This window comes from Gottfriedia sp. ABJ_BB2_2 (assembly GCF_055484705.1).
The window spans coordinates 141,785-162,405 of the sequence record NZ_JBVFKR010000007.1 but is presented as its reverse complement, the minus strand read 5'-3'; the positions used below and the strand labels follow the sequence as shown (position 1 = coordinate 162,405).

The 20,621-nt window shown below is 33.1% G+C and carries 18 protein-coding genes and 2 riboswitches; all 18 genes read right to left on the bottom strand.

Features of this window, described 5'->3' with window-relative positions; translation table 11 throughout:
- Positions 1 to 566 precede the first annotated feature (566 nt).
- Positions 567 to 1,139, bottom strand: coding sequence for an ECF transporter S component (locus tag ACX6U0_RS15995; protein WP_464960881.1), 573 nt, complete (start codon positions 1,137 to 1,139; stop codon positions 567 to 569).
- A gap of 233 nt (positions 1,140 to 1,372) precedes the next feature.
- A riboswitch (FMN riboswitch) is annotated at positions 1,373 to 1,508 on the bottom strand.
- Between the two features lie 80 nt (positions 1,509 to 1,588).
- Entirely contained in the window at positions 1,589 to 2,494 is a 906-nt protein-coding gene (locus tag ACX6U0_RS15990) for a phosphotransferase (protein WP_464960880.1), read from the bottom strand.
- A gap of 147 nt (positions 2,495 to 2,641) precedes the next feature.
- On the bottom strand, positions 2,642 to 3,352 hold the full coding sequence (locus ACX6U0_RS15985) for a response regulator transcription factor (protein WP_464960879.1): 711 nt from the start codon (positions 3,350 to 3,352) through the stop codon (positions 2,642 to 2,644).
- Between the two features lie 77 nt (positions 3,353 to 3,429).
- A complete protein-coding gene (locus ACX6U0_RS15980) occupies positions 3,430 to 4,368 on the bottom strand; it encodes an ABC transporter ATP-binding protein (protein ID WP_464960884.1) in 939 nt (312 codons plus the stop codon).
- 95 nt (positions 4,369 to 4,463) lie between these two features.
- On the bottom strand, positions 4,464 to 5,462 hold the full coding sequence (locus ACX6U0_RS15975) for an ABC transporter ATP-binding protein (protein WP_464960878.1): 999 nt from the start codon (positions 5,460 to 5,462) through the stop codon (positions 4,464 to 4,466).
- A gap of 12 nt (positions 5,463 to 5,474) precedes the next feature.
- Positions 5,475 to 6,389, bottom strand: coding sequence for an oligopeptide ABC transporter permease (gene opp4C, locus ACX6U0_RS15970; RefSeq protein WP_464960877.1), 915 nt, complete (start codon positions 6,387 to 6,389; stop codon positions 5,475 to 5,477).
- A 16-nt stretch (positions 6,390 to 6,405) separates the two neighbouring features.
- Positions 6,406 to 7,377: an ABC transporter permease gene (locus ACX6U0_RS15965; RefSeq protein WP_464960876.1), complete on the bottom strand. Its 972-nt coding sequence runs from the start codon at positions 7,375 to 7,377 to the stop codon at positions 6,406 to 6,408.
- A 97-nt stretch (positions 7,378 to 7,474) separates the two neighbouring features.
- A complete protein-coding gene (locus ACX6U0_RS15960; RefSeq protein WP_464960875.1) occupies positions 7,475 to 9,112 on the bottom strand; it encodes an ABC transporter substrate-binding protein in 1,638 nt (545 codons plus the stop codon).
- 33 nt (positions 9,113 to 9,145) lie between these two features.
- Entirely contained in the window at positions 9,146 to 10,402 is a 1,257-nt protein-coding gene (locus ACX6U0_RS15955; protein WP_464960874.1) for an S-layer homology domain-containing protein, read from the bottom strand.
- A gap of 391 nt (positions 10,403 to 10,793) precedes the next feature.
- The gene (locus ACX6U0_RS15950) at positions 10,794 to 10,940 is read right to left on the bottom strand and encodes a hypothetical protein (protein WP_464960873.1); all 147 of its coding nucleotides are present in this window, start codon (positions 10,938 to 10,940) and stop codon (positions 10,794 to 10,796) included.
- A 334-nt stretch (positions 10,941 to 11,274) separates the two neighbouring features.
- Positions 11,275 to 11,844, bottom strand: coding sequence for a cob(I)yrinic acid a,c-diamide adenosyltransferase (locus tag ACX6U0_RS15945; protein ID WP_464960872.1), 570 nt, complete (start codon positions 11,842 to 11,844; stop codon positions 11,275 to 11,277).
- 121 nt (positions 11,845 to 11,965) lie between these two features.
- Entirely contained in the window at positions 11,966 to 12,751 is a 786-nt protein-coding gene (locus ACX6U0_RS15940) for an ABC transporter ATP-binding protein (RefSeq protein ID WP_464960871.1), read from the bottom strand.
- Positions 12,748 to 13,794: a FecCD family ABC transporter permease gene (locus ACX6U0_RS15935; RefSeq protein ID WP_464960870.1), complete on the bottom strand. Its 1,047-nt coding sequence runs from the start codon at positions 13,792 to 13,794 to the stop codon at positions 12,748 to 12,750. Before ACX6U0_RS15935 ends, ACX6U0_RS15940 begins: the two co-directional genes overlap by 4 nt.
- Positions 13,760 to 14,719 (bottom strand): ABC transporter substrate-binding protein, encoded by a 960-nt coding sequence (locus ACX6U0_RS15930; protein ID WP_464960869.1) that lies wholly within the window; start codon positions 14,717 to 14,719, stop codon positions 13,760 to 13,762. Before ACX6U0_RS15930 ends, ACX6U0_RS15935 begins: the two co-directional genes overlap by 35 nt.
- Before the next feature lie 127 nt (positions 14,720 to 14,846).
- Positions 14,847 to 15,020: riboswitch (cobalamin riboswitch) on the bottom strand.
- A 70-nt stretch (positions 15,021 to 15,090) separates the two neighbouring features.
- Complete coding sequence (locus tag ACX6U0_RS15925; protein WP_464960868.1) at positions 15,091 to 16,875, bottom strand: ATP-binding protein; 1,785 nt, start codon at positions 16,873 to 16,875, stop codon at positions 15,091 to 15,093.
- Positions 16,875 to 17,594 (bottom strand): response regulator transcription factor, encoded by a 720-nt coding sequence (locus ACX6U0_RS15920; protein WP_464960867.1) that lies wholly within the window; start codon positions 17,592 to 17,594, stop codon positions 16,875 to 16,877. The genes ACX6U0_RS15925 and ACX6U0_RS15920 overlap by 1 nt, the downstream gene beginning before the upstream one ends.
- A gap of 219 nt (positions 17,595 to 17,813) precedes the next feature.
- Positions 17,814 to 18,980: a c-type cytochrome biogenesis protein CcsB gene (gene ccsB / locus ACX6U0_RS15915; RefSeq protein WP_464960866.1), complete on the bottom strand. Its 1,167-nt coding sequence runs from the start codon at positions 18,978 to 18,980 to the stop codon at positions 17,814 to 17,816.
- 12 nt (positions 18,981 to 18,992) lie between these two features.
- Positions 18,993 to 20,615 (bottom strand): cytochrome c biogenesis protein ResB, encoded by a 1,623-nt coding sequence (gene resB / locus ACX6U0_RS15910; RefSeq protein ID WP_464960865.1) that lies wholly within the window; start codon positions 20,613 to 20,615, stop codon positions 18,993 to 18,995.
- Between the last annotated feature and the right edge of the window lie 6 nt (positions 20,616 to 20,621).

Here is a 20,621-nt window from a genome sequence, read left to right as displayed (position 1 = left end):
ATCAAGTTTTTTGTTTTTTATTAGAAGTTGAATAAAAGCAAAATTGAAAGTGCTTCATTTAAGTAGTTAAATAAAGCCTTTTAGAGATGATTCGATGTTTTAAAAAAGTAGTATGGAACGGAAGGTTACTCGACTCCTATGGGAAATGCTGGACAGCTGAGACCCCACAGGAGCGTACGTGACGAGGAGGCTCAGCGCCAGCCCCATGGAAAGTGAGCATCCTGCAGTGGAATTCAACACACTTCTTTTTCCAAAACACTATCAAGTTTTTTGTTTTTTATTAGAAGTTGAATAAAAGCAAAATTGAAAGTGCTTCATTTAAGTAGTTAAATAAAGCCTTTTAGAGATGATTCGATGTTTTAAAAAAGTAGTATGGAACGGAAGGTTGCTCGACTCCTATGGGAAATGCTGGACAGCTGAGACCCCACAGGAACGTAAGTGACGAGGAGGCTCAGCGCCAGCCCCATGGAAAGCGAGCATCCTGCAGTGGAAATTCCACACACTTCTTTTTCACCACGTTAAAAAAACAAAAAATGTGCCCACAAATTGTAGGCACATTCATCTATTTATACGTTATGAGCATTGACTCTTTGATTTAACCACACAATTAATTTAGGGAATAATACTAAAGTAAGAATCATAATTAATAATCCTTTTAAAGCATTAAATGGCATAATCGCAGTCACAATAACTTCATTCGGAAGACTAAAGTTCATAAAATACGCATATGCAGGTAGTAAAACAAAATAATTTAAAACACTTAAGATCCCTGTCATCACTACAGTTCCAACGACTAATCCTAATGTTAATCCTTTTATTGAACGATATTTTCTAAAGAAATACGACGCAGGTAAAATATATAATACCCCTGCACAGAAGTTTGCAAATTCACCAATTGGTACACCTGTCATACTTCCAACAATAATATAATGAAGGATGTTTTTAATTAATTCCACTAATACGCCTGCTACAGGTCCAAAAATAATTGCTCCAATTAAAGCTGGTACCTCACTGAAATCAATTTGTAACCATACTGGAAATGCTGGAAGTGGAAAATCTAACAGCATCAATAAATATGAAATACTGCTCAGCATTGCCACCACTACCATTTTTAAAACTTTGTTGTTACGTTGTTGCATAATTACCTCTCTCCTTTTTCCCGATCATACCAAGAAAAATGAAAGGTTCGCTTACTTAGACAAGTGTGATTTTGCGTATTTATTTAATTGTTAATAAAATAAGAATCAATAAAAGTTACATGCCGGCAAAAATCACTTAGAAATTCAAAATCCCCTATACATTTAAATATAGGGGAGAAATTTCAGCACGCCAAATAAGCGTTCAAAAAGGTAAATTTTTTGAACTTGCGAACCTCCATCTTCTCCCATCCAGACTATACTGTCGGCTCTAGAATCGCACTAGATCCTGCCCAAAATACAGGCTCGCGGGCTTATAAGCTAAGCTTAATCACCGCCGGTGGGGAATTTCACCCCGCCCCGAAGATAGATCGAATATTAAATTACAACTTAATGTTACTAAAATAAATACAGTTTGTAAATAAAAAAAGATTTCCCTTTTTTTTCAAATTTTAACTTATCGCATTGGTCAAGTTTTCTTGACAAAATCGTACTAAGTCATCGTCATGATGTTCTTTTGAGAACAATAATAAAATGACAGTTGTGTAGATGGATTTAAATTGTGCAAGCAACTTTGACTCATCTGATATCTGTCCATAAATCTCATAAAAGCACTCTCTTTTGTCACTAGGAATGATACTAAATACAATAGACAAATCTAGTTCACGGTGACCAATATGAGCATCACCCCAATCAATGATACCTTCTAATAGATATTCATTATTCACAATTATGTTTTTAACATGCAAATCACCGTGTACCAAAACCAATGGAGTTTTGGGAATGACTTCTTGTAAATTTTCAATATATTGCTTGATTTTTAATTCAGCCGGGATCAGATTTAGTTTGATTGCTTCTTCTACATATTTTAAAAATTGAGGTTTTCTATATTTAATATCTAGCCGTTTTAACTCATCACCTGGTAAGTTTAAATGAGAAAATGTTGAAAGAGGAATTGAATGTAGTTGTTTTAGTATGTTCGCTAATGGTTCGATCATGTTTATACGTTCTTCCCTGTTTAAACAAATCGGTGGTTTACCTTTTATGAAATTATATCCTAAAAATGGCCAGGTGTATTTTTCAGATGGTCGCCCGAATAAGAACGGGATGGTCGTTTGAAAGCTAATATAATCTTTTAGGAAAGGTAGCAGCTTTTTTTCAGTCTTTAATATTGTTACTGCCACCTCTCTTCTAGGAAATCTTAATAAGATTTCCTTGTTTAGGATAAATACTGTATTATCAAAGCCTTCGCCAATTTGTTCAATACTTTCGATTGATATGTTAGGAAATTGTTCATTTAGTATTTGTATAACAGTATCTTTTTGAATTACTTTTGTTGGATCCCAAATGTTTGCCACATAAATCACCTTCTAATTTTAGTTATTATCATTTTTAAATAATGGCTGATTTTCCCTCAACATAAAAATAGAACTTTTCATATCATACCACTTCTACTAATAATAGCTAAGTGAATGATTCTATGAAAAGTTCCTATAAATAGGCATTTAATTTGAGAATTGTAAATGTGGTTTAAAGTTTTCGAGTTGTAGTTTATAACCAATACCCCAAACAGTTTTTATACTTAAATTCATTTCATATTGCTTTAATTTCTTTCTTAAACGGTTTAAATGAGTATCAACCATTCGATCATCGTCAACATGTTCATAGCTCCAAACAATTTTTACTAATTCAGAACGTGTTACAACAATATCCTGTCTACTAACAAGTAGCCATAATATTGAAAATTCTTTACGCGTAAAACTAAGCTCTCGCTCCTCATAATGAATTTTGTATGTAAGTTTATTCATGACCAAGTTTCCGAATCGAATTGTATCAGCTTCTTTAAATTCATTCACAATATGATGCTTTAAGTGAACTTGTAATTTGCATTTCAGGATGTCCAAATTCATCGGAAAATCAACGATATCATCTGCGCCAGAGGAATAATAATTTATCTTTTGATGATCACTTAGATCCGATGAACAAATAATTAATATTGTGTTCAAACTTTCTCGTAATTGTCTACAAAGTTCAACACTATCTACATTTTGTAATGAAGCACTAAGAATGATAATATTAGGTTTCCAATCAATCGCCTTTACTAAACCTTGTAATCCATTTGGATAGGATTGAATAGTAAACATCTCTTGGAAGTAATTCATAATTTCGATGCTTAATTCATGATTCTCATGAACAACTAACATTCTTTTTTCCACTTCGAACTCCTCCGTCAAATTCAAATGTTCGAATCTACAACGAACATTCTATGCGCAATTTTTAATTTAATTTTAACTTAATTTAACGGATAATGACAAGCCACGTATTGACCTTCTCCCGATTTTGTAAAGATTGGTTCTACTTCTTTACATTTTGCTTGTACGTAAGGACATCTTGTATGGAAACGACAGCCACTTGGTGGATTAATTGGACTAGGTACGTCTCCTTCAAGAATAATCTTTTCTTTATCACGCATTCTTGGGTTTGGAATAGGATTTGCTGATATTAGTGCTTTCGTATATGGATGTTTAGGATTTTCAAAAAGTGTGTCAGCGTCTGCCAACTCTACCATTTTCCCTAAATACATAACTCCAACTCGATTACTAATATGACGAACTATATTTAATCCGTGTGATACGAATAAATAGGTTAATCCAAATTCCTCTTGTAGCTCTTCTAGTAGGTTTACAACCTGCGATTGAATCGAAACATCGAGTGCTGAAACCGGTTCATCTAAAACAATTAATTTTGGATTTAACGCTAGTGCCCTTGCAATTCCGATACGTTGTCTTTGCCCTCCACTAAATTCATGAGGATATCTTCTCATGTGGAATGCACTCAGACCAACTAATTCTAATAATTCTTTTACCCTTTTTTCACGAGCTGCTGCATCATTCATTCCATGGATTTTTAATACTCGAGCAATTGTTTCACCAACACTTAATCTTGGATTTAATGACGAGAATGGATCCTGGAAAATTAATTGCATGTCTCGCCGTTTCTCTCTTAGCTCTTGAGAATTTAGAGAAAATAGGTCAATTCCATCAAATTCTACTGAACCACTAGTAGCTTCGAGTAATCTTAATAAGATTCTACCAGTAGTTGATTTTCCACAACCACTTTCCCCTACTAGGCCAAATGTTTCACCTTTATAAATATCAAACGAAACGCCATCAACCGCTTTAACATGAGCCTGTACTTTACCAAACAATCCACCTTTAATTGGGAAGTGCATTTTGATGTCATCGACTTTTAAAAGAATTTCTTGATCAGTTTTCACATTTGTTTCTTCGATTGTTTCAGTTTTTTCTAAAAAACTATTCACCATTTTTACGCCTCCCAACGATCAGTGTATTTCCAGCAACGTACAACTTCATCGTCACTAAGTGATTGAATATCAGGCATTTCCTCACGACATAAATCCGTTGCGTATTCGCAGCGAGGTGCAAATCGACATCCTTTAGGTAGATTAAGTGGATTTGGAACGACTCCATCAATTGCATATAGCTTTCCACTACGTTTTTCTACACTTGGCATTGATTTTAGTAAACCTTCTGTATATGGATGTTTTGGATTTTCAAATATTGTAAAAATATCACCTTGTTCGACTACTTGACCTGAATACATAACAACAACTCGGTCTGCCATTTCAGCCACTACACCTAAATCATGCGTTATTAACATAATCGACATATTTGTTTCATTTTTTAATTTTTTCATTAATGCTAGTATTTGGTTTTGAATTGTTACATCTAATGCAGTAGTTGGTTCATCCGCAATCAATACTTCTGGATTACATGCAAGTGCAATAGCAATCATTACACGTTGTCTCATCCCACCACTTAGTTCATGTGGATATTGATTAATTCTTCTTTCGGGTTCAGGAATCCCAACTAAATTTAACAAACGAACAACTTCTTTTTTTGCTTCATTTTTTGTAAGCTTTTGATGAAGAATGATTGATTCCATAATTTGATCGCCAATTTTATAAACTGGATTAAGAGAAGTCATTGGCTCTTGGAAAATCATCGAAATTTGATTTCCTCGAATTTGTCGCATTTCTTTTTCAGTTTTTTCTAACAGGCTTTCATTATGAAAGTGAATATCACCATCTTCAATTCTACCTGGAGGACTTGGAATTAATCCCATTATTGATAATGATGTAACGCTTTTTCCACTACCAGATTCTCCTACGATTGCAAGTGTTTCGCCTTTCCTAATTTCAAAGCTTACTCCATCTATTGCTGGTACGACACCATCTTCAGTGTAAAAATATGTTTTTAAATTCTCTACAGATACGATTGTTTCGGTTTTTAAAGTAGTTGTCATCTTGTAATCCTCCTATTGCTTCATGCGTGGATCAAGAGCGTCACGTAATCCATCACCAATAAAATTCACACATAAAACAGTTACAATGATAAAGAATGCTGGTGGAATAATCGTCCAAGTTTGATCAACGATTGATGTTAAATCTTGCGCCGAAGTTAACATATTACCCCAACTTGGTTTTGGTTGTTGAATTCCTAAACCTAGAAAGCTAAGAGATGCTTCAGCTAATATATTTGCAGCAATATCTAATGTTGCAATAACAATAATCGGTGCAACTGCATTCGGAAGAATATGATAAAAGATAATACTGGAGCTATTTTCCCCAGTCGCTCTGGCAGCCTCAATATAATCTCGCCTTTTTAACGATAAAATTTCACCCCGAACAATCCTTGCCATACTAGTCCAACCGACAATACTTAAAACAAATACAGTCGACCATAATGATGGAACTACTAATGAAGCAACAATTAATAGTAGGAAGAAAGTAGGAATCGACTGGATCGCATCAATAATACGCATCATTGTATTATCTACAAATCCGCCAAAAAATCCAGCTATCGCTCCATAAATGACACCTATAGAAACAGTACAAATCATTGCTAAAATTGCAACCGATAATGAGATTCTAGCCCCATAGAATGAGCGAGTCATAACATCCCCACCCATCGCATCTGTACCAAAAGGATATTTCTTACTAGGCTTTAAGCTTGAATCTAAAATATCAAAAACTTCAGGTTTATGTGGAGATAGTAACGGAGCAAATATCGCCATTAAAACAATTAATACAAAAACGATTAAACCGAATACTGCTAATCTATTTTTCTTATATCGTTTCCAGATGACAGCTGCTCTACTTTCAATTTTCATTTCTTTTTCAATATTCTGATTATTTAATGTTGGTTCTATCGCTGGATTTGGTATACTCATCGTCTGCTACTCCTCTCTATTTCTTACCAAAAGTAATTCTTGGATCAATGATTGCATATAGAATGTCTGCTATTAAATTAGCAATTACGACTAATACGGCAGCAATTAAAGTAGTACCCATGATTACTTGATAATCACGAATAAAGATGGCATTAATCGATAATCTACCCATTCCAGGCCAAGCAAATAATTGTTCAATAAACAGTGCTCCACCAAATAAGTTTGGTAGCTGTAAAGCAATGATTGTAATAATCGGAATTAATGCATTACGCAGCGCATGTTTAAAAATTACTTTTCTCTCTGATAGTCCTTTTGCTCTTGCAGTTCGAACATAATCTTGCTTTATAACCTCTAGCATACTAGAACGCATAAATCTCGATTTTGTTGCAATGAGTCCAAAAGCTAAAGTGATCGCTGGTAGTGCTAAGTGATGTAAACGGTCTTTCAAATCAAAATGTTCATACACTTCTCTCATACCAGATACCGGGAACCATCCAAGTTTAATAGAGAAAAATAATATAACTAGAATTGCGATGAAAAATTGCGGTATGGCGATCCCCAAGAAAGCATAAGACGTAAAGAAATAATCTAGCTTAGAATATTGTTTTACTGCCGAATAAACACCAATCGGAATAGCAATCAAAATTGAAAGTACAATTGCTGTACTCATTAAGGTTAGTGTTGCAGGAATTTTATCTACTATTTTCTTTGTTACTGGTTGACCATCTTCAAATGAATAGCCAAGATCACCCTCTGTAACAAATAATTTTAACCATTTATAATATTGGACATATATTGGTTGATCTAGACCTAACTTCTCTTTAATCAATTCTTTTTGAACATTTGACCCAGCATCTGAGGCTTCTGGATTTTCATACATAGCCGTAGGATCTCCTGGAGCTAATGTCATAAGGGCAAAAGAAATTACTGTAATGATAAACAACAAAGGTACTGATTGAAGCGTTCTTTTTACAATATATTGAAACATGTTTACCCCCCTAAAATAACAAAGTAGTTTACTAGAAAGATAGCCGCAAGCGACAGTTAGACGCAAACGGCCATCTCAATTTGAATTTTACTATCTATTATTTACGTTTTTTAGCGTCTTTCCAGTACCAATCGATTAAGCTGAACTTATCGTTAGAGATTGATGGCTCAACTCCACCTAAATCTTCATCATAACCCATTGTTAATTTTGGATGGTAAGTCCAAATTAAGATTTCATGGTCAGACATGTATTTGTGTAATTCTTGGTAAATTTTAATACGTTTCTCACGGTTTTCTTCTTGCTTATATTGCTCTAATAATCTATCAATTGTTTTATCGTCTACACGGTTACGATTTGATAATCCAGGATTCGCTTTTGTTGGAATACCTGAAGAATGGAAGAATTGATAGTGGTCAACGTTTGCATCATATCCAGACCATCCTAATGCGAAGCAATCTAATTCCCCAGCAGCATACTTATCTAAGAAAATAGACCACTCGTAAGCACGTGGCGTTACTTTAATTCCTAATTTAGCCCAGTTTTGTTGAGCTAATAAAGCTACAGCTTCACGAGTTTTATTACCATTGTTATAAGCAAACTCGATTTTTACTGCTTTACCATCTTTATCGTATAATGTATTTCCACGTTTTTCATAACCAATTTCTTTTAACAATGCAGCAGCTTTTTTCACATCATAAGGAAGTGCTTTTACACTGTCATTATTTTGTGGAATTTTTGGATGCATTGGACCACTACCTTGGTAAGCACGGCCTAATTGAATCTTAGAAACAATTGACTTACGATCTAAACCATAAGCTAATGCTTCACGGAATTTTTCGTTATTCCATGGTTTAACTGCTTCGTTAAATCCGATAAAGTCAAAACGACCTTGGTCATAAGACTTAGTTGTTGTATCTTTATCCTTCTTAACTTGTGCTAATAATTTTGGAGTAAGAGACTCTACGTAGTCTACATCCCCTTTAATTAAGTTAAGTGCTTCAACGTTAGCGTCAGGTAAAACTTTTGTAATTACTTCATTTAAATATGGGCGTCCTTCAAAATAGTTTTTGTTAGCCGTAACTACAATACGCTCATTTGATTTCCACTCTTTAAATTTGAATGGGCCTGTACCGATTGGGTTACGATGGATTTTATTATTTTTGTTGTAATCATCTACACCTTTAGGGAATTGGTGTTTAGGCATAATTGGTGCTGATGCCACTGTATTTTCTAAGAATAATACATCCTTTTCCTTTAAAGTAATTTGGAACGAATAATCGTTTACTAGTTTTGTAGATTTTACTGCATCAAATAATGATGCGTAATGGTTCTCAGCTTTTGGATTCATGAACATATCATATGAGAACTTAACATCTTTTGCAGTGAAAGGCTTGCCATCATGCCACTTTACACCTTTACGAATTGTGAAAGTATATGTTAAGCCGCTTTTTTTCCAGCTAGTTGCTAATGCTGGAACTACTGCACCACTCTTATTTAATGTAAGTAGGCCATCAAACACCATACTTGTAATATCAATTGAAGCAGAGTCAGACGAATTAAGTGGCGTTAAACTTACTGCATCAGCGAAAGTTGAAATGACAACTTTCCCACCAACTTTTTTCGAATCGAAACCTTTACGTACAGATGCTGCGTCTGAATGTAATGCCGGTAAGCCAGCTAATACTACTGATGCAGCAAGAGCTGTTGATACGAATTTACTTTTTACGTTTTTCATACCTATTTTCCTCCTCTTATTCGATTAAATTAGTTAATTTGCTGCAGGTTTTTCTGCTTTTACATTTGCAACTGTGATCTTGCCTTCTGGAGAAACTTCAACAGAAGCAGTTAATTTATAACCGTCTGCAATTAGTTTAACTAGATCTGAAGTTGATGAAACGGCAGTTTTACCATCCTTCGTCACATTTACAACAACTGCTTCATCAGCAGTTAATGTTAAGTTTTCAAGTGCACTTTCAGAGAAATCAAATACATAGTCACCAGTTGCAGTAACTGTTAAGCCTTTATCTGTAAGTTTTGCAATTGAAGCATTTAATGCAGTTACTTGGTCATTCGTATAGTTTGTATAAACTGAACCAAAATAACTTACACCAGCAGCTGAATAGCCAGTAAATTCACGGAAAGTGAAATCTTTATCTGGATGACTTGGTAAGTTACTTACAACAAAGTTAAGATCAACTTCTAATGTTGTTGTTCCAACAGTAATTTTACCGTTTGAATAACCAAGATTACCTTCAAAAGAATCAAGACCAGCACCACTTACGAAAGCAACTTTTCCTGTTTTATCAAAAATTACTTCCACTGCAGTTCCAAGTCCTAATGCATCTGTATCAGTAGCTTGATCATCAATGAATAATGAAGCATTAGATGAAATTTTGTAAGTTTTTACACCGCTATCACTTTTTAAAGTAATTGATGTTGGAGTTGAACCTACAACCACTCCATTTAAATCTTTATATACATCTTTAGCTTGTAAGAACTTGTCTACTGCAACTGCAGCAGCTTCTTTCGTTACAACAGCGTTAAGATTTGTATCAATTGATAGTACCCCTTTACGTTCTAAGAAGAATAAGAAATCAACAGGACGGTTTGACCAGCTAGTTTTAAATCCAAGACCACTTGCTAGTACTTTCGATAATTCAGCGTAAGTTAAGCCCTTCTTAGGTAAGAATTCACCTTTTTTTGTTAGTTTGAAGTAACCTTTACTTACTAGCTTTGCAGCATTTGCATTTTTTGTATCTTTAACTTTTACTGATTTAGAAGGAGCTTTTCCAAGATATACTAACTTAGCTGCTAAATCAGCAAATTCTCCTCTTGTAAAACCTTTTTCTGGATTAAAATCAGAACCCTTGTTAACTAAATAACCTAAGGAAACTAATTTCGTAATTGACATTTCACTATCTAAGCCTGAAACATCATCAAACGATGCTGCATATGTAGACACACTACCTAATAAAAGTGTAGAAGCTACCACGCCTGAAACAACCAGTTTGCGTAAATCCTTCATTCTAAATACCTCCCCATTCTCTTAACGATACCGATCATATTGGAACTATAATTATTTGTATATTAGTAGTTTACATACCCCCTCAAGCAGAATAGAAAGAAATATCAGAAAATATAAATATTTCTAACAAATTTATAACACAAAAACAGTATTATGAAACTGACAAAAAACTAACATATTTTTAACAAAATTCAAAATATTATAAAAATAGTCGTTTTTTTCATATTTTTCTACTAATTTTTATAAATTTTTTGTGACAAATAGGTTAATAGTCATAAAAAAAATATGAAAAAAATTACAAAAGTCAGTAATTTCTTTCATATTTCTTAATATTAAATATTAAATTTTAAGATGTTTTTAGGAAAAATAACCAATAAAATATTATATTAAACTAATGATTTAAAGCAGTTTTTATCTCTTTTATACTTTTACCTGCCACAAACTCTTCAAATTTTTCCTTATTGCCACCAATAAACAAAAGTCCAATTGTTAACACAAATACAACAACTAACAAACATCTTCTAAACAAATCCAACATAAAATGTAATCCTCCTAATATAAAAAGTGACGCGCTTCGATACTACCAGATAGTCATCAGAATAAGAAGAACTGGATGCTATCCTTACTTTCAAATGATCAAGTTGCATATATTTTTATGTCAATGACTTATCTTTAGCTTAATCCACGATTTGCAACTTACTAATTTTTGGAACATATAAATAGAATTGCCTCTTTCTAAAGAAATCTTTTCATATGTAATCCTTCAAATTTACATCATACTCAACCATTCTATGTTAGAAAAAAATATTTAATACAAAAAAATAGTTATTAATTAGCGAAACTTTTCTAATTAATAACCATTTTTTCAAACATTATTTTTTATCTGTCCGAAAGACGATTGCGCCTCTTTCATATTCTATATCTTTTATATTCAATCGCGTGTTGATTACTCTAGCTAATGCAAAGAAGTAATCAGATAGGCGATTTAAATATAGGAAAACTGGCACATGAATTGTTTCTTCTTTCATTAATGAAACGACATTACGTTCAGCGCGCCTTGTTACTGCTCTAGCCTGATGAATAATTGCCGCTGCTTTAGAACCACCTGGTAAAATAAATTTTTCAAGTGGTGGCGTTGCATCCATATATTCATCTATCAGTTTTTCAAGATCCTCAACCATTTTTTCAGTTGTTTTGAATGGGATGCCTTCCTTCACAACCGCCAAATCTCCACCACAATCGAATAATTCGTGTTGTATTTTTTGTAAGCTTTCGAACAGGTCTTTTGTATCTTCTGAGTCTAAATAAGTCATAGCATATCCCACGATTGTATTAACCTCATCAATCGTGCCATAAGATTCCACTCTCAAATGATCTTTATCTACTCGTTTTCCTACTAAGCTTGTTTGGCCTTTATCACCCGTTTTTGTATAAATCTTCATGAAAATTTCCTCCTTATCTTATATATTGTTCTTTAATAGAATTTGACTATGTAGCTACTTAATAAGCTTTTCAAATCAATTAGTCTAGTTATTTATTAATCAAAATAAGAAAGCAAAAAATTTAAGTAAAATTACTTTTATAAACAATCACTTTTTTATTCGTATTTGGATTGTTCATAATTTGAAAAGAAGTTCCATAAAGATCTTCAAGTATTTCTTCAGTTAAAACGTCTTCCGTGTTGCCTTCACAGAAAATTGTTCCATCTTTAAGCGCTAATATTCTATCACAATATAAACTCGCTAAATTTAAATCATGAAAAACAGTAATGACTGTTTTTTCTTCTTTTTGTTGTAATTCTTTTAATAAATCTAATATTTTAATCGTATGCATTAAATCTAAATGATTGCTTGGTTCGTCTAAAAATATATAAGGCGTTTCTTGAGCAAAAGCTTGTGCTAAAAATACTCTTTGTCGCTCACCACCGCTTATCTCACTAATAAATTTTTGTTTCATATTGTGTGTACTAGTCATTAATAACGCATTATTAACTGCGTTTTCATCTTGAGTTGTCCAGTTTGGAAATAGTGAGGAAGAATATGCAATTCGTCCAAGTTTAATCGTTTCGTTTACTTCATAAGAAAAAGTATAAGAATTTTGTTGCGATAAGACGGCGATTTTTTTTGCAATGTCTTTATTAGACATCTTTGTTATATATTCTCCGTCGATCATTACATCACCTGTTAACGGTTTCAAGAGTCCGCACAAAATATGTATAAATGTAGACTTTCCGCTTCCGTTCGGTCCGATAATACCTAACCATTCACCTTCATTGACGGAATAAGAAAGATCCTTAATATCTTTTTGAATCCCATTATATGAATAAGAGATTTGATGACAATTGATCATAGTTTCCCTCTATTCCTTTTCATTTGAAGTAAAATAATTGCAAAAATAGGTGCACCAATTAAAGATGTAATCACACCTATTGGTAATTCTCTTGGAGCTAGTATGACTCTAGAAAAAATATCTGAAGCTATTAAAAAGATTGCGCCGTTTATCATTGATAATGGTAGTAGCTTTCTATGTAATGGTCCTACGATTGCTCTCGTAAAGTGTGGAACAACTAATCCAACAAATCCAATTGTGCCAGATACTGCTACAGCTGCACCTGATAAAATACTACCAGTAAATAAAATTAAATAAGTAACCTTTTTTACATCAATCCCTATATGCTTTGCATTTGTACTCCCAAATGTCATTGCATCTAATTGTCTATGTTGGCCATATAGAATGAGAAAGGAAAAAATTAAAAATGGTAATAGTGTGATAGAATACTGTATCCCTCTTCCTCCAATATTCCCCATTAACCACCCGATTACAGATCTCAATTCATTATCAGAAAATGTTATAAATAAAGATAATAAAGCCGAACAAAATGAACTAATAATGATTCCGCCTAATATTAATGTTTCAACATTCAAAGAACGATCTATTTTTCGTACAAATAAAATCAATAGTAAAAGTGTAAAAAATCCAAAAATTATACTGACAACGGGTAATGTAAAATAAGTAACGATTGGTAAGCTAATCTGAAAAAACAAAACAAATACAGCCCCCACAGATGCCCCTGAAGAAACACCTAAAGTAAAAGGATCAGCTAAAGGATTCTTTAATATACCTTGAAAGGCAACTCCTGCTAATGCGAGGCAAGCACCAACTAAACCCGCTAATATTACACGAGGTACTCGTATATTCATGACAATTGTTTGAATATCATCTGGGACAAAATTAGTTTTAAAAAACGCATCTGAAAAGCTTTGAATAATAGAATAAAAGGGGATCGATGTTGATCCTATCGAAACCCCTAAAATAAATAATAACAATAATACAAAAGATGGAATAATAAATATATTCTTATTTAAAAATCTCTGGATAAACCGCCTTTGCAATTTCTTCTACTCCTTCAACAAGTCTTGGACCAGGTCTAGATGTTGTATCAGCATTAATATCAAAAACTCGTTTATTTTTAATTGCATTTACAGTGGTCCAATTTTTTCTTTCTAGTACAGCTTTCTCTAAATCAGGTACATAATCACCATATGTAGTTAATATAACATCTGGGTTTGCTTTTATAGCAGATTCTTCACTATACATTACCCAGCCTTTTTCTTTTTCAGCAACGTTTTTTGCATGAATGATTGAAATCATTTCATTTAGAAATGTTCCATTACCTGCAGTATATATTTCAGGTGGTCCTGAAATTTCTAACCAAACTAATGGGTTCGTGCCAATAGTAGCAGCTTTATCACTAATTTTCTTTAATTTTTCCTTCATATCACTTACAACTTTATTTGACTCATCAACTTTGCCAGTGATCTGACCAACTTCTTTAATTGTATCATATACGTCATTTATTGATTCAGCATTTTTCACAACAAACACTGTAATCCCAGCCTGTTTTAATTGTTCTAAACCATCTGCGGAAATGCCAAGGCTAGACTCATGAGCTAATACTAAATCTGGTTGAAGTGAGATGATTTTCTCAATGTTATAAGTCATATCAGCATTATTTCCACCAACTTTGTCGATTCCTTTAACTTCCTCAGGATAGTTATCAAAATCAGTAACACCGATTACGTTTTTTCCTTTTCCTAATGAGAATAAGATTTCAGTATTACTTGGTATTAGCGAAATAATTTTTTTAGGTTCTTCTTTAATCTCAATCTCTTTTGCTGTTGAATCTTTTACTGTTAATGGAAATTGTGCAGCTTCAGTTTTTGGAACATTTGTTTCTTTTTGCGCCGTTTCGTTATTACACCCAAATAACCCTAAGCATAATAAAACGACTAACAAGCTTGATACGATTTTCTTCATAATTCTCCCCCTAGTATGTTGGAAAGCATAAAAAAACCCCATTCAAATTTATGAAGGGGCTCGAAACAACATAATGATACAAGTAAAACTTGCAACTGCTGCTTCAAATTCTCACTCCCCGAAGAATTGAAAACGGATGAATTTAGCAGGTCTACTGACTTTGCTTCAACCTACTCCGACCTTCCCATTCCGATGGAACAGTGGTTTGTTCGTTTCGTCCACATTACAGTTGCGGGGACAGTTCTGGATTTTACCAGATTCCCTATTAAGCGATTATCGCACTAAATTCATCAATATTTCATTATATTAATCGTAAAGTATAATAAGTGAGAATTCAATTATTTTATTTAATTGTTTTATATGAAACAAGATTACTCTACAACTTTTTCATTTATTCGTATAAAATGTGGTATTTTCACTTTAAATGTCGTACCTTGCCCTATTTCGCTGAATACTTGAATTGAACCACCATGAGCGTTCACGATATTCTTAACGATTGATAAACCAAGACCAGTACCACTCTTACCTCTTGTACGTGCTTTATCGGCTTTATAGAACCTTTCAAACACAAATGGTAAATCTTCGTTGGAAATACCAGCTCCCGAATCTATGAATTCAAATATAGTATCTTCACTATTCTGAGAAACAGAAACAATGATCCTACCATTTTCATTTGAATGTGTAATCGCATTAACGATTAAATTCGTAAAGACTTGTTCCATTCGATCTTCATCAATCAAAATATTAACTTGTGAAATATCATCTAATTCACCAAAAAGTGAAACATTCTTCTCTCTTGCTAGCGCTTTAAATTTTCTAATAATACGATCTACAAATGGAATGACTGCTACGGGTTCACGATTTAATTCAGTAAAACCATTTTCCATTCGTGCTAAATCTAATAAATCATTTACTAATCTACTCATCCTTAATGATTCATCGTATATAATTTGTGATAGCTCTTGCATCTCTTCCTTGGACTCTGCAACGCCATCTACAATCGCTTCACTGTAGCCTTGTAATAATGAGATTGGTGTCCTTAACTCGTGCGATACATTAGCGATAAAATCTTTTCTCATTTTTTCTAAACGTCTTTGTTCTGTTACATCACGAATTACGGCAACAACACCACGAATATTTGTTTGATTATATAATGGTGACATCACTATTTGCCAATTACCTTGATCTAAATTTAGCTCAATAAATTGCTTCTTTTCGCTTTCAACTACTAGTTTATATAAATCTAATAAGTCTTTTGTCAAAACTAGTTCTGAGTCATTCTCAATTTCATCATCATTTAGCATTTTTAAAAATCGAGCAGCCGGTGGATTAGTCGTTACAATACTACCTTCATTATTAATCGATATTACACCGTCAACCATACTCGTAATGATATTTGATACTTTCTCTTTTTCTTGTTTTAACGCATTCATATTAAAGTTTAGCTTCTTACTCATTTTATTAAAAGAATAAGCAAGTTCCCCAATCTCGTCATTCGAGTGAATCGGAACTTTAGCATCAAAATTACCTGATGTCATATCACCGACCACTTCTTTCATTTTTCTAAGTGGTGCAGTAATTTTTGAAGAAAGGAAAAAAGAGAAAAAAGTCGTTAACACAATTCCAATGGAAGCAGCAAGTAATACGAAGTTAGTTGTTTGATGAATCATCCCTTTAACAGGCTGTAACGATTGATACATATATACAGCGCCATGATGATTTTGATCTTTTATCGCTACACCAACTACTAATTTTTCTCTTTCACTATTCTTTCCGTATACAAGTCTTTTACTTACATCTTCCTTGTATTCAATCGTTCTATTTAATACATGATCTTTTAGAATTTCTTCATATGGTAGTTCTTGTATGCCATATTTATTACTTGAGTACCAAGGTTCTTCATCTTCAATAGAAATGATGACTCTCGAATATCGATTCACGATATTATTGGATAAGTACTCAACGTCGGACATTGATTGACCTTTCTCGATCAATCCGGCTATTTTCGTTGCATCATCTTTCATATTTTGCACTTGAAGATCAATATAAAATTTCTCAAAGAATCCTATGAGAACAAATGTTAAAAATGACAATACAAGCGAAACTAGTAATATAATTGTAAGCCATAGCTTACCAACTAAACTTCTTAAAATCATTACTCCTGACCTACCTCAAATTTATAGCCTACACCCCAAACAGTAACGATCATTTTAGCTGCATCTTCTGAACACTTACTAAGTTTTTCACGTAATCGTTTTACATGTGTATCAACAGTACGTAAGTCACCGAAGAAATCATATTGCCATACTGATTTTAGCAATGTCTCACGATCGAACACCTTATCAGGAGATTTTGCTAAGAATAATAACAATTCATATTCTTTTGGCGTTAAGCTAACTTCTTCACCTTCAACAATTACTTTATGGGCATCATTATCAATCGTTAAATGCGAGAAAACAACTACGTCTTTTGCAGAAGAATTGTCTGATGTGAAAACTGGCATATTTGATGAACGTCTTAATAGAGCTTTTACCCTAAGTACAACTTCACGTGGGCTAAACGGTTTTATGATATAGTCATCAGTACCAACTTCAAATCCTTGCACGCGATTTGTTTCTTCACCTTTAGCTGTTAGCATAATGACTGGAGTAGTTTTTACTTTTCGTAGCTCTCTACAAACTTCAATTCCATCTATTTTAGGCATCATTAAATCTAATAAGATAAGTGAGTAATCATTTTTCAACGCTAATTCTAAAGCATCCTCACCATTGTCTGCTTCATCTATCATGTATCCATCACGCTCTAAATACATTTTTAATAAACGTCTAATTCTATCTTCATCATCTACAATTAAAATTTTTATGTTTTGATCCATTTTCATTCAACCCCCTTTACATAATTTTACATAATAAAAATTGTATATTCTAGTCCAATTTGTGAACATTTTTACATAATTCTATGAACTTATTATTTCCATCATTTTCATAAATAAAGCAAAAAAGACAGAATAAAGTAAACTAGCATACTTTATTCTGTCTTTCTTAATTTACATTTAATTTCTGACATAGCTGACCGAGTGCAATTCGCTATTCTTTTAAGCGTAAGAGTGTAGTCCAGCTATGATTAAGTTTACAGCAATTAAGTTGAACATGATGATTGCAAAACCAATTACAGCCAACCATGCTGACTTTTCACCTTGCCAGTTACGTTTAAAACGTAAGTGTAAGAATACCGCATAGAATAACCATGTAATTAATGCCCAGTCCTCTTTAGGATCCCAGCTCCAAAATCTTGTCCAAGCAATTTGAGCCCAAATCATTGCAAAAATTAAGCCGCCTAAAGTAAAGACAGGGAAACCAATCGCTACCGCACGATAACCAATTTCATCTAATAAATCACTATCAACCTTTTGAACGAACGGTTGTAAAAATGCGCCAATACGCTTTCTAATGATTAAACGAATCACAAGATATAGTGCTACTCCTGCAAAAATTGACCAAATAACTGTATTTAGTTTTTTAGCATTGATAAGTGCTGGCATTTCTGCAAGTGCTTCAAATTTACCTTCTGTTGTTAACTCACCTTTATGTGGACCAACAATCGATGGTAAATTGTAAATCATTTCTTCTTTGACATCATCTTTATTTACCCAATTGTATTTCGCTTCGTAACCTGAAGCATTAAATGCAGTTGAAATAAGAATAAATGCTACAACAGTTACTAAGAAGTATAGAACAGCTTCAAGCCAAAAAGTTTTCTTCGTTGACTTTGACTGATCAAGATTTTTAATTAAATAAATTAAACCAGTAATAAAACTAATTGCTAAGATCGCTTCACCTAAAGCAGCTGTTGTTACATGGATATGTAACCAGTAACTTTTTAAAGAAGGAACTAATGGTTTAATCTCATGTGGAAACACAGTTGCATAAGCAATAATGATAATTGCAATTGGTAATGCAAATAATCCAATAATATTTAATCTGTAAATAAAATGGATCAGAATAAACGCTAAAATTAACATCATTCCAAAGAATGTAATAAACTCAAATAGATTACTTACAGGTGCATGGCCTGCTGCAATCCATCGTGTAATAAAATAAATGATTTGTGATAAAAACCCTAAAACAGTTATTGATATTCCTATCGTAGCCCATTTATTAGGTCCATGATCGTTTACTTTTAGCGAGCCACCAAAAAAGAAAGTAGCTACGATATAACATATAAACGAAATAAATAAGAAATTACTACTTAGCTCGTACATATTTTCCCCCTATTAAACACTTTTTTCAGATTGTTGGTCGATTGGCAATTCAATCTTAGTGTCTCCCAACACTTTATTCAACTCTTGTTTTAAACCATAATAGTTTTTATTTGTAAAAGCTGCTATCCAAATTTCCCCATTTTGATTTTGGATCCAAACTCTTCGATGATACCAGTACATACCCTGGATTACGCCAATCATAAAGATTGTTCCACCAATTCCAAGTAACCAAAGTGTTAAATCTTTACGAACTGTTAATCCAGTCGAATCTTTTGTTTCAATACCAGCAAACGTCATTTTATATTTGTTTACACCATCGGGTTCAATGTTTTGCTTAATTGCAACGAATGCAACCTCACCCTTTGGCGTCTTTGGTGTTGTCATTTTAAATACAAATGCTGGATTGTTTGGTTTTCTTGTTTTTGTATCAGGAACACCATCTGAATTGAAATAAAAATCAGGAAAATAGTTTCTAAGCTCTACTTTGTACCCATCTTTTAACTCATAAACTTCTTTCGGATTTTGTAAGTCTACTTTTAATGGACCTAACTTCGTACCAGTTTTTTTATCTTCAAGTGTAAATAAAAATGCACTAAATTCTCCAATTTTATAGTCTACTTGATATAAAGCAAAATTTTGGAATTTTAATGGTTCATTTACTCGAATATTATAATCTTTTACTTTTTTTAGTTTTGGCTCTTCACCAGGAATTAAGTTCCCTTGACGTTTATATAACGTAACGTCTGCTTGATAGTTTTTCGGAATTTTATCATTTCCAAAACGTTCAATTGCTTCTTCGTAAACTTTTCCTTCAGAATTCTTATTATAAGTTTCCATATGGAAGTCATTTAGCTTAAGATAATAATTTTGATTCGTTCCAACGATTGGCTTTAGTTCTCCTTCTTGAACCCATAGCGCTTTATCTAAATACATTCCAGGCACATATCTTAACATTACACCAATTAAGAAAATGATCAATCCAATATGGTTTACATATGGACCCCAACGAGAAAATCTGCCTTTTTCAGCAAGAATATTTCCATTTTCTTCACGAATCTTATATCGTTTCTTAATTAGATTTTTCTTTGCTTTTTCAATTTCAAGAGTGACATTATCCACTTTAGAAGTTCCAAACATTCTTTGTCTTTTTAAAAAGCCTGGATGTCTAGTTACAGTTTGTTTATTCAAAGCTTTATAAAGAGGGACAATACGATCTAAGCTACAAATAACTAGCGATACGCCGATTGAAGCTACTAGTAACATAAACCACCATGAGCTAAATGTATTATCTAATCCAATTAAGTCATAGATTTTACCAAATGTACCATACTCATCTTGGTAATAAGTTGTTGGATCTGCAGTTGGTGGAAGTAAATCTCTTTGAGGAAAAATTGTTCCAAGTGCAGCAGCAATAAGTGTAATAATAATGATGACTACAGCAACTTTTACAGAAGAAAAAAACATCCACACTTTATCAATAAAAGTTTGATTGTTTACGATAGATCGTCTTGCTGTACCCTCATATTTCATATCAAGTAAATCAGTAGCGTTTTCATCCTGCGGCTTACCACAAGATTCACAGATTACTGTACCAACATGATTCAAATGTCCACATTCACATTTAAAAGTATCCATATCTTT